This window comes from Mesobacillus sp. MER 48 (assembly GCF_023714225.1).
In the GTDB taxonomy this organism is placed as follows: domain Bacteria; phylum Bacillota; class Bacilli; order Bacillales; family Cytobacillaceae; genus Mesobacillus; species Mesobacillus oceanisediminis_A.
The window spans coordinates 86,548-100,701 of record NZ_JAMAUR010000003.1; the positions used below are offsets into that span (position 1 = coordinate 86,548).

The 14,154-nt window shown below is 46.9% G+C and carries 10 protein-coding genes and 1 other annotated feature; of the genes, 4 read left to right on the forward strand and 6 right to left on the reverse strand.

Annotated features, from left to right (window positions below; translation table 11 throughout):
* The first annotated feature begins 167 nt into the window (after positions 1 to 167).
* Positions 168 to 1,190 carry a YeiH family protein gene (locus tag M3593_RS11925; RefSeq protein ID WP_144478420.1) on the forward strand — a complete coding sequence of 341 codons (1,023 nt, stop codon included), beginning with the start codon at positions 168 to 170 and terminating at the stop codon, positions 1,188 to 1,190.
* 212 nt (positions 1,191 to 1,402) lie between these two features.
* On the opposite strand, the gene M3593_RS11930 is transcribed toward M3593_RS11925, so the two are convergent.
* Both M3593_RS11930 and M3593_RS11935 read right to left on the reverse strand, forming a co-directional pair.
* Entirely contained in the window at positions 1,403 to 2,770 is a 1,368-nt protein-coding gene (locus M3593_RS11930; protein ID WP_251542918.1) for an FAD-binding oxidoreductase, read from the reverse strand.
* Positions 2,771 to 2,827: 57 nt separating this feature from the next.
* Positions 2,828 to 3,856 carry a ThiF family adenylyltransferase gene (locus M3593_RS11935; RefSeq protein ID WP_251542919.1) on the reverse strand — a complete coding sequence of 343 codons (1,029 nt, stop codon included), beginning with the start codon at positions 3,854 to 3,856 and terminating at the stop codon, positions 2,828 to 2,830.
* A gap of 142 nt (positions 3,857 to 3,998) precedes the next feature.
* Here M3593_RS11935 and M3593_RS11940 point away from each other — a divergent pair, with 142 nt between their 5' ends.
* Positions 3,999 to 5,840: an aldehyde ferredoxin oxidoreductase family protein gene (locus tag M3593_RS11940; protein WP_251542921.1), complete on the forward strand. Its 1,842-nt coding sequence runs from the start codon at positions 3,999 to 4,001 to the stop codon at positions 5,838 to 5,840.
* 337 nt (positions 5,841 to 6,177) lie between these two features.
* Here the strand turns inward: M3593_RS11940 and M3593_RS11945 are convergent, their stop codons facing one another.
* The 3 genes from M3593_RS11945 to M3593_RS11955 all read right to left on the reverse strand — a co-directional run bounded on the left by M3593_RS11945 (position 6,178) and on the right by M3593_RS11955 (position 7,704).
* The gene (locus M3593_RS11945) at positions 6,178 to 6,450 is read right to left on the reverse strand and encodes a MoaD-like domain-containing protein (protein WP_251542923.1); all 273 of its coding nucleotides are present in this window, start codon (positions 6,448 to 6,450) and stop codon (positions 6,178 to 6,180) included.
* A 1-nt stretch (position 6,451) separates the two neighbouring features.
* Complete coding sequence (locus tag M3593_RS11950) at positions 6,452 to 6,724, reverse strand: ubiquitin-like small modifier protein 1 (RefSeq protein ID WP_144477823.1); 273 nt, start codon at positions 6,722 to 6,724, stop codon at positions 6,452 to 6,454.
* 89 nt (positions 6,725 to 6,813) lie between these two features.
* Entirely contained in the window at positions 6,814 to 7,704 is an 891-nt protein-coding gene (locus M3593_RS11955) for a selenium metabolism-associated LysR family transcriptional regulator (RefSeq protein WP_251542925.1), read from the reverse strand.
* 709 nt (positions 7,705 to 8,413) lie between these two features.
* Positions 8,414 to 8,657 (forward strand) — a binding site (T-box leader).
* Positions 8,658 to 8,752: 95 nt separating this feature from the next.
* Between M3593_RS11955 and brnQ the strand changes: the two genes are divergently transcribed.
* Together brnQ and M3593_RS11965 are read left to right on the forward strand one after the other, a co-directional pair.
* Positions 8,753 to 10,084, forward strand: a complete 1,332-nt coding sequence (gene brnQ, locus M3593_RS11960) for a branched-chain amino acid transport system II carrier protein (protein ID WP_251542927.1) — start codon at positions 8,753 to 8,755, stop codon at positions 10,082 to 10,084.
* A 280-nt stretch (positions 10,085 to 10,364) separates the two neighbouring features.
* The gene (locus M3593_RS11965) at positions 10,365 to 10,997 is read left to right on the forward strand and encodes a DsbA family oxidoreductase (protein ID WP_251542928.1); all 633 of its coding nucleotides are present in this window, start codon (positions 10,365 to 10,367) and stop codon (positions 10,995 to 10,997) included.
* Positions 10,998 to 11,034: 37 nt separating this feature from the next.
* Here the strand turns inward: M3593_RS11965 and M3593_RS11970 are convergent, their stop codons facing one another.
* On the reverse strand, positions 11,035 to 14,154 hold the full coding sequence (locus M3593_RS11970; RefSeq protein WP_251542930.1) for an MMPL family transporter: 3,120 nt from the start codon (positions 14,152 to 14,154) through the stop codon (positions 11,035 to 11,037).

Consider the following 14,154-nt stretch of genomic DNA (forward strand, 5'->3'; position numbering starts at 1 on the left):
GGAGGTCGTATAGTTACTTTCATTATAATCACCATCCAGGTGCAAAACTTAGCCCACATATATCCGTTTTGTGAATATTGACAATTCGGGATTGAATACATACATGGGTTTTGCTATTTTTCTTTTATTCGATAAAGTGGTAGATAGATTGATTCAGAGGAAGTGTAATGATGAAAATGAATGAACTTTTGCCTCGTTTTAGCGTGCCGGTGTTCAAAGGGATTGCTTTAACGTTGGTACTGGCACTGGCTGCGCGCCTGATCGCAGGACTGCCCTTCTTCGCGATCATGGGCCAGCTTGTCATCGCCATCATGCTCGGAATGATGTGGCGTGCTGCCGTTGGAGTGGATAACGGTTTGTTGGAGGGTGCCTCTTATTCCAGCAAAAAGCTCCTTCGGCTCGGTATTATTTTGCTGGGTTTCAGGCTGAATCTTTATGATATATACAATGCAGGGGCGACTGTCTTTTTCATCGCATTTGCGAATCTGACGTTTGCCTTGCTGGTGGTTTATGGTCTGAGCAGGCTTTTCAAGGTTGAAAAGCGACTCGGCATCCTGACTGCCTGTGGCACGGCGATATGCGGAGCTGCAGCAGTCGTCGCCATCGCACCAGTCATCAAGGCGAATGAAAAAGAAACAGCCGTCGGTGCAGCAAATGTTGCGGTGCTCGGAACGATATTTACTATCCTTTATACGTTGATTTTTTCTTATCTTGGGTTGAATGCACTGGACTATGGCGTTTTCGCCGGAGGCACCTTGCATGAGATCGCCCACGTCGTCGCAGCTGCCGATCCGGCTGGACAGGCAGCGCTTGACCTCGCCATCATCGTAAAATTGACGAGAGTAGCACTGCTTGTCCCTGTCGCCATTTTAATCGGCATCCTGATTAAACGGAAGGAAACCGGAGCAACGGGAGAGAAAATGACGTTCGCCTCCCTTCCGATTCCCTGGTTCATCCTTGGTTTCCTCGCCGTCAGTGCCTTCAATACGACAGGACTGGTCAGCGAAGGCGCCGCTTCGGCAATCGTCAGCTTCGCCTATCTGCTGATCGGGATGGCAATGGCCGGATTAGGATTGAATGTTGATTTCAAATCATTCCGCCAAATGGGCGGAAAGGCATTGACAGCCGGACTTGCCGGGTCTGTGCTGCTTTCGGGGTTTGGGTACTTGCTTGTCAGACTGTTTTATTAAGGCGTGGTTCCTACTTTTTGGAAATTGTAGAGATTATGGGGTAAATCGTAGAGATTATTAAACTTTTCGTAGAGATTATGGGGTAAATTGTAGAGATTACCCCTTTTACCGTAGAGATTAATGTGCAAACCGTAGAGATTGTCTCATATTTTTTGCTTATCTTATCCCCCAATAATGAAAAGAAAGCGGCATAATGGCCGCTTTCTTTTTCGTTAATCTATAAAAATCTTCCCAGGGTTCAGTATCCCATTCGGATCAAGGCTTTTTTTAATGGTTTTCATCACTTCATAGGCAGCTCCGTGCTCGAGGCGCTGGTATTTTGCTTTTCCCAATCCTACTCCGTGCTCGCCGGTGCAGGTTCCGCCGCGGTTCAGCGCATAGTGGACAATTTCTTCATTGATCCGTTCAGCTTCGGTTACTTTTTCAGGATTTTCTTTATCAAGCAGCAGCAAAACATGATAATTGCCGTCACCGACATGGCCGACAATCGAGCCTTCAATCAATGAAGCGTCAATTAATTCCCGGGTGTGGAGAATCGCTCCGGTCAATTCTGAGACCGGGACACTGACATCTGTCAGCATGATGCTTTTGTTTCCGGCGGTGTGTTTGTAGGCGTAAAGCAGATTATGCCTTGCTTCCCACAGCTGGTTTCGCGCTTTGGAATCAGCCTCGAATTGGAAGTTCGAACAGCCGTGGTCCTTCAATATTTCCGTGGCGAACTCGACATCCTGAGCGAGCCCTGCTTCGTTGCCGTGGAACTCCATGAATAACGTTGTGTCTTCTTCGTACTGAGTTTCCATGTATTCATTTACTTTTTTGACAGATTCCCCATCGACAAACTCAATCCGGGCGACAGGAATGCCGCCTGCCAGAATGCCGACTACGGCATCGACAGCTTTTCTTACAGAAGGAAAAACCGCCCTTGCTGCAGTAATCGCCTCCGGAATTCCGTACACTTTCAACGTGAGCTCTGTTATGACCCCAAGCGTTCCTTCCGAGCCAACAAACATGCCGTTCAGATGGATTCCTGAAGAAGACTTGGCAGACAGACTGCCGGTATGGATGATATCACCATTGGCGAGTACTACTTCCAGATCCCGGACCTGGTCCCTCATGATGCCATACCTGACAGAAGTCGTGCCGCTCGCATTCGTTGCCGCCATCCCGCCAAGTGTCGCGTCTGCACCTGGATCGACAGTGAAGAACAAGCCGTATTTCTTCAGTTCTTTATTCAATACGGACCTGGTCACGCCGGGCTGGACTTTAACCAGAAAGTCATTTTCCTTCACTTCGAGGATCGCATTCATCTGCGACATGTCGAGGGAGATCCCTCCATTCACCGGAATGACATGGCCTTCAAGACTGGTTCCCAAACCGAATGGCACGACCGGAATCCTTCTTTCGTCCGCAAATTTCAGGACCTTGCTGACATCTGTTTTATCCCTCGGAAAAACGACGACATCAGGCAGGCGCGGTTCATGGTACGACTCATCGCGGCCATGAAGCTCCAAAATCGTTTCATTCACACTTACACATTCTTCTCCGATCACTCTTTTCAGCTCATCAATATAGCCTGCCAAATCCCTCTCCCCTTTATCGTTAAATTTATCTTGCTGTAATCCTATGTAGTTTTCAAATTAGGACCCCATGTATCTCGCATAATAGGTTCTAGCTTTTACCAGATCATTCGTTCCGTGGACAAGTACACGTCCATCCTGGAAGATGACCATGGTGATTTCCTCATCAGGCATAAAACGTAACAGGAATGGGTTGCCTTTTACTTCGCCATTATTTTTCAAACGGCCTGCCAGTTTTTCAAGGTCTAATTTTGCCTTTTGTCGAGGATTGATTTGGATTGTGTTGCGTCCGCAAAGTGATGCATAGTTAATCTGCTGCTCTGATGAGCGATCGAGAAATTCATAATGATGATGGACACATGCCGGGCATTCCGGGTTGCGCCCCTGGCTGACATCCATTTGCAAAAACGAGTTATACCAGATATCCATCTGTTCAAGATTGGGATTCGACTCCGCTCCGACAAGCAGCTTCAAAGCTTCGACCGCTTCGAACGAACCGATGATATCCGTGATTGGTGATAGCACACCGATGCTGTCACAAGTATCCCCAAGTCCTGCGGGGACGGACGGGAAAAGACAGCGATAGCACGGAGTCTCACCTGGTTTTATGACAGCGAACATGCCCCTTGAGCTCACCGCCCCGCCGTAGACCCATGGAATTCCATGTTTCACAGCGACATCGTTGATGAGATACCGTGCCATGAAATTATCGGTCCCATCGACGATCACATCAAAACCAGCAAGCAGGTCCTCCGTGTTATCCAGCGTCAGGTCGGCAATGATCGGTTCCAATCTCACTTCGGAATTGATTTTCCTCAGTTTTTTTTCAGCAGCAATCACCTTTGGCAGGTTCTCGCGGGCATCTTCTTCATCATAGAGAGTCTGGCGCTGGAGATTGGACAGCTCGACCAGGTCACGGTCGATGAAGCGCACATGCCCCACACCCGAGCGAACCAGATGATTCGAGATCACTGTCCCCAGCGCCCCCATGCCGACGATGACTGCAGAACTAGTCAGCAGTTTCTTCTGTCCGTCACGGCCAATTTGCTTGAATAAAATTTGTCTAGAATAACGCTCCATTTCATTCATGGATATCCCCTCACTTCTATTTAGATTATATCTTTAAATAAAGCTTTTTTTTAGGGAAAATTTTCACTATACTAAATATTAAGAGGGTTTACCCTCTTAGGGACTTTTTACTACTAAAAGTGAAAGAGGTGGATTAGTTAAGATGAATCTTGGGGGATTTAAAAACAAAGAAGTCGTAGTTGACTTAACCAATGGCACTGTCGGTTACCGTGGCATCAATGAAGAAGATGTAAGGAAGTATATCGGCGGCCGCGGCCTTGGAGTCAAGTATGTACTGGACAACGGACCAGAAGTTGAGCCTCTATCAGAAGAAAACATTCTATGTATCATGACTGGCCCTGTAACAGGTTCTCGTTCTTCAATGAGCGGACGTCTTGCTGTCGTAACAAAGTCACCGCTTACCGGTACGGTTACTGACTCTCATATGGGCGGATGGACAGCTGCCCGTCTAAAGTGGTCTGGAATCGACAACGTGATTTTCAAAGGCAAGAGCGACAAGCCTGTCTACCTGTATATCGAGGATGGCCAGGCAGAAATCCGCGACGCTTCTCAATTGTGGGGATTGAGCACGCGCGCGACTGTACAGGCTTTGAAAGATGCTCATGGAGAAGAAAACCTCAGCGTTATGACAATCGGCCAGGCTGGTGAGAATGGCGTGCGTTTTGCCGGTTTCATGAACGAGCATGACCGTGCGGCTGGACGCGGCGGTACTGGTGCGGTTGCAGGTTACAAAAAACTGAAGGCAATCGTGATCAAGGCAGCTCAAAAGGGCAACATGCCTGAGCCTGCTCAAAAAGATGATTACAATCAGGCGAACAAGAAAGCTGTTAAAGCGATTCTTGAAGGCGGCCTGACTGCTCCTAACAAAGGCGGCTTGTCCGTATACGGAACAAACGTCCTTACCAACTTGATCAATGAAGTGGGAGCGCTTCCAACACGCAACTCTCAATTGACACACTGGGATGAGGCTGAAAAGCACTCAGGCGAGTGGGTAAACGAGCACCTTCTCGTTGCCAACAACACATGCCACGCTTGCCCTGTTGGCTGTAAGATCGAGGTTGAAGTCAAGGAAGGCAAATATAAGACTCGCGTAGAAAGCTTTGAGTTTGAATCTGCATGGGCGCTTGGTGCGAACAGCGGTTTGAGCAACTCTGAAGCAATCGCATACTTAATCGATATCTGTAACGAATATGGAATGGATACAATCGAGCTTGGCCACGCCATCTCTGTCACAATGGAAGCCTATGAAAAAGGCATCGTTGAAGAGAAGCTTGACTGGGGCGATGCTGACGGCATGATCGAGATTGCTCGCAAAATCGCGTTCCGTGAAGGTTTCGGCGGAATCCTTGCTGAAGGTCCTGCACGCGCGACTGCTGCATGGGGAGTTCCTGAACTGTCCATGTCCGTTAAAGGCCAGTCCATCCCAGCTTACGATCCGCGCGGAATCCAGGGAATCGGCCTTGGCTATGCGACGAGTAACCGTGGTGCCTGCCACCTTCGCGGCTACACAATCGCATCTGAAATCGCCGGTATTCCAGAGCCAACTGACCGTACAGTAGCAGAAGGAAAAGCTGAGCTTCTGAACGTATTCCAGAACCTGCTTTCATTCTCTGACTCTATGAATATCTGTAAGTTCTCTTCTTTCTCTGAAAACGCCGAGCACTACGCTGAGCAATACAGCACAATGACAGGCATCCCAATGACAGCGGATGACGTCATGCTTGCAGGAGAAAGAATTTACAATCTTGAGCGTTACTACAATAACCTTGCCGGATTCAACAAGCGTGAGGATGACTTCCTTCCAAAACGCTTTACTGAAGAAGGTGCTTCCGGCAACAGTGAAGGACTTGTCTCACGCATGGATATCATGCTGGAAGACTATTACAATGTCCGCGGCTGGAAGGATGGCGTCGTTACCGAAGAAAAACTTCGCGAACTGGGCATCATTGACGAAGAAACAACTCCGGCTACAGAAGAAGTTTAATAGTTTGAGAGTAACCAGGTGACTTTCTCGCCTGGTTTTTTGTTTAAGGGTGCAGATATTGCGGATGAAGCAACTTGGTCGAATTAATAGGAAATGTGGTCGAATTATTTTAAAATCCGCCAAAAAAACTTGAAATGTGATCGAATTATCTTGAAATCCGCCAAATAAATCTGAAATGTGGTCGAATTAATCAAAAGTGCCATCTTACAGGGTGTAGATTCGCTTCTTATTAGCGTAATCCACGATTACGATCCTCGATATCAGTCGGGAATATGAATTACATATAGATTTTTTGCAAAAATAAAAAGGCCCCGGCAAAAAGTTGCCGAAACCTTTGCTACCCGCCTACCCGGGTTGTTTTATAACGGTAATTTTTGATCAGGTGTTCGAGCTCATCCATGCTTTCCGCCGCAAAGCGGATATGAACAGCATTAACGATGAATGTTTTTGTAAAAGCAAGTTCATCCTCGCTCAAAATTTCCGCTCTCCATCCTTCCGCTTCATACACGTACGGGAAGGAATCGGTTACGAGTCGGCCGCCCAGTTCTTCAAAATACATGCCGAGATGATCCCTGTTGATTCCGCGGAATTCTAGTATTCTATCTACCATATCAGCCACCGGCAACAGGAGGGAACAATGCGAACTGGTCGCTTTCTTTTACATTCGTTTCGAGTTCCTGGTCATGGACGATGTTACGGCCATTGATATAAACGTGTACAAATGGCTTGAGCGTCTTTTCTTCTGTGAAAATTTCTTCGTGCAAATCCGGGAACATTTCGCACATTTTATCAAGCACATCCATTACCCGTTCCCCATCAGGCTTCACTTCGACCGTCACGCCTCCGCAAATATCTCTGAGATTAGCAAATACTTTAACCTGCATCCAAAACGCCCCTTTCTCCTACCCCTAATAATAATGTGAAAATTATAAATTGTCATCCGCACTTTCTATTTAAAAGGGAATCGTTTATCTTACAAACTAGAATCCATGACTGCGTCGGTGAACTGCTTGATCAGCGGGCGATTTTCGGCATCCGATTGTGCCACAAGGTAAAACTCCCTGTCGTACGGAGCAAAGCTATCAATGATGGCTATACGTCCTGCTTTCACAGCAGGCATTGCCGCGAGTCTGGAAACGAAGCTGATGCCGAGTCCGGCTTCCACGGCTGCGATCACGGATTCAGTGCTTCCGATCGAGACAGCTACGTTCAGATCATCAAGCGACAGACCATTTTCCACCAAGTAATGCTCCATCATTTTCCGTGTTCCTGATCCTTCTTCACGGAGGACGAAATCATATTGCTGTATTTGGGGAAAATCCGGTGATTCTGCAAGGGTTAATGGGTGCTCCACAGGTGTGACCAAAACCAGTGAATCTGAGACAATCGGCTTGCTCGTCACCAGGCGTGAGTCGACTTTCATCCCAATAATGCCTGCGTCAATCTGATGATTCTGCAATTGATCGAGCACTTTCTTCGAATCGCCAATATCAATCTTTACATCCACCTTCGGAAACAGAATCCGAAATTTCTTGATCCAGCCTGGAAGCAGGTATGTGCCCGGTATCGTGCTCGCACCAATGGTAAGAGTCCCTGTCAACGTACCGTGAAATTCCCCGAGTTCATCTTCGAGTGTCTTCCACCTGCTCTTAATGTCCTTTGCAGCACTGTACACCAGCATTCCTGCAGACGTCGGCCTGATTCCAGCCGCCCCCCTGTCGAGCAGTTCGAATCCAAGTTCATCTTCCAGACTTTTGATTTTCAGGCTAACCGATGGCTGGGAACTTTTAAGCGCAGCTGCAGCCTCTGAAAAACTGTTCTTCTCTACAACCATAATGAACGCATCAAGCTTTTTAAGATTCATGGCATTTCTCCATTTTCAGACTTATATAACCCCATTTTAATATGGATTGTACTGTTAAAGACACTATATTTTATATAGAGTTTAAAGAATAGTTAAGTTCGGCAAGTCCATTCAAGTCATTTCTTAGACATTTCGGCGTATGACGAGAGTTAAAATATCTATTAAACGTGACTTCTTGGACATTTCGGGGCGTGAGGAGCTTCAAAATGTCTTTTAAACAACACTTCTTGGACATTTCGGGGCGTGTTGGGCCTCAAATTGTCTATTAAACAACACTTCTTGGACATTTCGGGGTGTGATGAGCTTCAAAATGTCTATTAAACACCTCTTCTTGGACATTTCGGGGTGTGATGGGCGTCAAAATGTCTATTAAACGCGGTTTCTTAGACATTTCGGAACGTGTTGGGCCTCAAAATGTCTTTTAAACACCTCTTCTTGGACATTTCGTTACGTGAGAAGCTTCAAAATGTCTATTAAACACTACTTCTTGGACATTTCGGGGAGTGTACAGCCTCAAAATGTCTTTTAAACAACACTTCTTGGACATTTCGGGTGATGGGCGTCAAAATGTCTATAAAATACCACTTCCTGGATTTTCAATTGAATCTCCAGTGTTCAAGTGCCTAACTGAAAAACTTTCCTTTGCGAATAGTATTGACATATTATTATCTGAATATTATTATAGTTCATGTTAATATATTTCAAAATAATAAAATCGATGACGAGAACACGTCCTTCATGGAACTGATCTACAGAGAGCCGGTGATTTGCTGCAAACCGGTGTTCAGGTTATAGAGGGGCATCATCTCTGAGATGCAATGCTGAACCTTATTGGCAGTAAGCTTTGCCGGATTGTCCGCCGTTAAAGGGAACACGTATGATGGTACGTTGATGAGGGCCGCTTTTGTTTTTGCGGAATCAGGGTGGTAACGCGAGGATAACTCGTCCCTAGTTTTAGGGGCGGGTTTTTATTTTTCAACATATAACATTCCGTTCCGAAATTCCTATACTCTCAGTGCCAAAACATTATATTAGGAGGAGAAAAAGGATGGGAAGCTTAAAAGGTAAAGATACACTCACAATCGGTTTAATGTTATTTGCATTATTTTTTGGAGCAGGGAATCTGATTTTCCCGCCATTTTTAGGGCAGGAAGCAGGAGCGAACTTCTGGCCGGCCATGCTTGGTTTTGTCGTGACCGGGGTTGGGCTGCCGTTGTTGACGGTCGTTGTCATTTCAATGGCAAAGGGCGGCGTAAAAGAAATCGGGTCAAGGGTCCATCCTGTTTTTGCAGTTGTTTTCAGCGCTGCAGTATACTTGTCGATTGGACCGTTTTTCGGGATTCCGCGAAGCGCCAATGTTGCTTTTGAAATGTCCGTCAAGCCATTCCTGGCAGAGGGCGGTTCGCATACGACTGTCCTCTTGCTTTTCACAGTTGCGTTTTTTGCACTTGTTTACTGGGTGACATTGAATCCATCAAAAATGGTTGAGCGGATTGGGAGCATTTTAACGCCTGTTTTGCTCGCTGCCATCGTTCTGCTGGTACTCGGCAGCTTTTTCAAACTGGACGGATCATTTGGAGCTGTCTCTGAAAAATACACCGCTGCACCATTTGCCACAGGTTTCCTTGAAGGGTACCTGACAATGGATACCATTGCGGCGCTGGCATTCGGCATCATTGTCGTAGGAGCTGTCCAGCAGAAAAAGGCGCTGGAACGCAAACAGATTGTAAGGGAAACATTAAAAGCAGGCATCATTGCCGGAATTGGCCTGGCTTTTGTCTATGTAACAGTCGGCCTGATGGGAGCAAAGATGGCTTCGGGAGGTCAATTCGAAAATGGCAGTGAGATTTTAACAGCTTCTGCGAAGTTGATGTTCGGTGTACCGGGCATGCTGCTGTTAGGATTGATTGTGACTCTTGCCTGCTTTACGACTGCTGTTGGTCTTGTAGCGGCAACCAGCCAATTTTTCAACAAGATGATGCCACAGGTGCCTTATAAGGTGTTCGCCTTGTCTGTGACATTGGTCAGCTTGCTAATCGCAAACCTTGGCTTAAACCAGATCATTTCGATTTCAGTACCTGTTTTGATCGTTCTATATCCAATCACGATCGTTCTAGTCATCCTTTCTTTCCTTGACCGCTTTTTCAAAGGAGCGCGAGGGGTCTATGTCGGAGCTGTTTTTGCCGCTGGAATGGTCAGTGTCATAGATGGATTGAAAACATTTGGCGTTAAATCAGAAGCACTGATGGCTCTTCTTCAATCGCTTCCGCTTTATGCAGAAGGTCTGGGCTGGCTTCTGCCTGCTCTGGTCGGCGGCCTGGCTGGATGGATATTGGACAAGCTTCTTCCTTCCAAAGGTTTAAATCCCGCATCTGAGTAACCTGATGACTGGCAGGTAAATTGTATATGAAGGCACAAAAGCTGTACAGATTTAACTCTGTACAGCTTTTTTTACGGCTTAGATTCGACTTTCTTCCTGACCGCAATATTCCCATGTTGATCCCGTCATGAATCTTCCCATCTCTATGAACTCCTGCATCATCCTGCCTTCGAACTGAATTGATTTTAGCAATGAAAAACCTGCTGCAAGTTTAGCCAGAGAGTATAAAGGTATAATCCAAACAAACCCTAACACTTTTAAGAATATGGAGGAGGCTGCTATGACACTGAAAATCAAAATTTATTCAGACTATGTTTGACCATTCTGTTTTTTGGCGGAGTTTCCGCTGAAGGAAGCCATCGATGGGAAGGATGTCGAACTTGAATGGATGCCTTTTGAATTAAGGCCCTATCCGAACAAAACGTTAAAGCCCGAGGAACATTACCTGCAAAGCACCTGGAAGCAATCTGTTTATCCTATGGCTGAGCGGATGGGGGTGGAGATTGTCCTTCCCGATGTATCTCCCCAGCCGTACACACACCTTGCATTTGAGGGATATCAGTATGCGAAGGAGCATGGAAAAGGAAACGAGTATAATGACCATATGCTCAGGGCATTTTTCCAGAGGGGGTTAGATATTGGGAACCTTAAGGTTTTGACAATGCTTGCCGGTGAAGTTGGTCTCGATCAAGATGAATATCGTCACGCGCTCGAAACCCGTAAGTATAAAGAGGCTCATCAACAAGCACTGGACCATGCTTATAACGAGGTGGACATCACTGCTGTTCCGACGTTCATCGTTGGAGACAGGGTCGTTCCGGGGATGAGGTCGAAAGAAGCACTGGAACAAATTATCCTCTCAGAAATGGACGACCCCAATGAAGGAATGTCCTGTGGAGTGGATAGGTGTTAATGCAAAAAGAGGCAGCTGATCGGCTGCCTCTTTTCCATTATGCTCTTTTAAACGGCCACCAGTTTGCTTCGCCAAAGTTCTTCACAAGAACCGGGATGAACAGCGGCAGCATGATGAACGCGTACAGGAATAATCCCGCAAGGAGGATTGATGCGATTTGCAGCAACGACATCATTCCCGAAGGCATCATCGCGGCGAAAGTTCCGCCGAGAATGACGGCTGCCGAGATGATGACCGTTCCCATCTTTTTCATCGAAAGCAGCATTGCCTCTGAGATGGACAAATCCTTATATTCATTGAAACGGTCCATCAGGAAGATACTGTAGTCGACTCCAAGGGCAACTAGGATGACAAAGGCGAAAAACGGTACCGCCCAGCTGATGCCTGAGTATCCGAGAATATCGACATAGATCACTTCATTGATCGCCATTGAAGTATAATACGTTAATATCAATGAGCCGATAATGTAAATCGGCATGATGATGGAGCGGAACAGGAATACAAGGATGATACCGATGCCAAGCAGCATCAAAATCACTGTGCGTGTATAATCCTGGCCAGACATCGTGTCGAGGTCCGCATTCGTGCTTGTGATCCCGCCGACGGCTACATCTGCATTTTCAAGCTTCGTCCCTTTCGTTGCGCGCTCAACGGCTTCCTTAAGTTCAGGAATCTGTGCCATCGCTTTGTTTGAGTAAGGATTTGCTTCAAAAATGACATCCATCGTCATGACTTTTCGGTCTTTTGAAAAATAGACATCAAATACCTGGGCAAAATCCTCACTTTCAAGCACCTCCTCAGGCAGGTAAAAGCCATTGGAATCAGATTTGGCCAGACCGTTCAGGTACTCCTGAGCGGAACCAAGTCCTTCAGAAACCTGATCCAGCCCATCCGTGCTCTGGCTTAGTCCGTCCGTGAGCTGATCCAACTGAGTACCCAATCCGCCAAAACCAGCCAGAAGCTGCTGTTGGCCCGCATTGATTCCAGTCAAGCCATTTGTCAGCTTAGGGAAATTATCGACGATTTTCCCCTGTCCGTCAGCAAGCTGATTCAATCCTGTCTGCTGCTGTTCGATACCGTCGATCAGCTGTTGGAGTCCCGGGCCGAAATTTGCTTGTTGTGCCAAGGCTCCGGCAAAGGCTTCGTTTGCTTTTGCCATTCCGCCTGTAAGCTGCGGCATTACCTCATTAAGTTGATCCAGACCTGCTGAAGCTTTTGCCAGTTCAGTCTGCATGTATTGAAGCTGGCCTTTAATTTGCTGATAGTTTTGGTCTGCTTTCAATGTCTGGTCTCTATTTTCCAAATAGCCGAATAGCTGGCCGTTTGCTTGTGATATGCCGCCAGACAGTTTTGAAATTCCGCCCCCGGCCTCTGTATATCCCGCCTCAACCTGTGCCAGGCCAGCCTGCATCTCCACATACTTGGATTGCAGCTGTTTATAGCCGGCGAGCAATTCTTCAGCCCCGGACTTTGCTTCTGTTAATCCTGCCTGAATCTGATCAGACCCCGCAGAACCCTTGCGAATGCCATCCTCAATTTTGCCAAGGTTGGTCTGGATTTCGCCAAGACCTGACTTAATTGCAGTTGTTCCATTGATCAATTCGTTTATGCCGTCAGCAGCCCCTTCCAATTCGGGTGCTGACTTTGACAATTCAGTTTCAGCCTCATTGAGGCCATCGCTGATTTTATCCAGGCCTTCCTTTCCTTCACCCAGTCCTGAACCGAGTGTTTCGGCCTGTTTGGAGACGAAGAAGTCTTCGATTGGCTCTCCTGTTGGCCTTGTGACCGAACGAACTGTATCGACCATGTCGACTTTTTTCAGCTCGGTGCTGATTTTTTCAGCGAGTTCAATGTATTCAGCCGAGTCCATTCTTTCGTCATTTTTCAAGATAATTTGTGTTGGCATCGATTCGCCTGGGCCGAAACTGCCGGCAATCGCATTAAACGCCTTAATCGAGTTTACATCTCCGCTGATTTCATCCAGTGAGTTGTAACTCAGATCCCCATCATAAGCCACCAAAAACGGCACACATACTGCAGCAACAATCAGCAGGCTCAGGAATGGGCGTGCCAGTGAGAATCTTCCGACAGTGCCCCATAACTTGCTTTCACCATGCTCTGCGCTCTGCTTTGAAGGCCAGAATATCTTTTGGCCTAATAACGCCATGAAAAACGGGACAATAGTGAATAATCCAACCAAAAGCATGGCGACTCCGATTGCTACGGCAGCCGCGGACTGATATAAAATGAATTGTGAGAAGCCAATGGCGGCAAAGCCGATCATAACTGCTATCCCGCTAAAAAATACTGTGCGCCCTGCATTTTTATAGGTAGCGACAATCGCAGCAGGGACACTTTCTTGATGCGTGAGCTCTTCCTTAAAACGGCTGAGCAGCAAAATACAGTAGTCCGTTCCAATCCCGAACAATACGGCCACAAGGAAAATCTGCGTATAGTTTGAGAGCGGAAAATCAAATTGGTCAACTAACACCGATACAATCGACTGTGAAACCAGGTATGCCATACCGACTGTAAGCAATGGAATGACCGGAGCGATGACGGACCTGAATACAAGGAGAAGGACGACAAGAATAAAGACGACCGTAATTCCTTCCGTCTTTTTCAATCCTTCTTCCGAACTGGTCATTAAATCTTCGTTGATCAGCCACTGGCTCGTATAGTAGTGGTCGACGTCAACATCCTCAATTGTGTCATAGAGCAGCTTCCTTACTTCAGCCGGTTCGCGGTCATTCCAGCTGACCGTTACCGAGGACAGGATTGACTTTCCATCTTCAGAGACAAGCTGTTCTTTCAGGCTTTCCTCATTGAAGTGTGTCAGGATATCCGTGATCCCGATTTCCTCGCGATTCTTTTCAAGTTCACGGATTGCGTTTTCCGCTTCCTTGATTTCTGCTGCTGTCAATTTTTTCTCGCTGTGGAAGACAAGTGCGACCTGTGTCTCATCGCCTCCGCCCTCCTGCTCCCTGACCTCATCCATAATTTTGCCAGCCAGTGTCGAGGAGTATTCGTCAGGCACGGTGATCTGCCCTTTTTCCCGGACAAGTTCTGCCATATTCGGTGCAGCCATGAACAGACCTGCAGCCACCAGAATCCATGCAATAATGACTAACCATTTCTGCTTGATAATGAAGTTCAC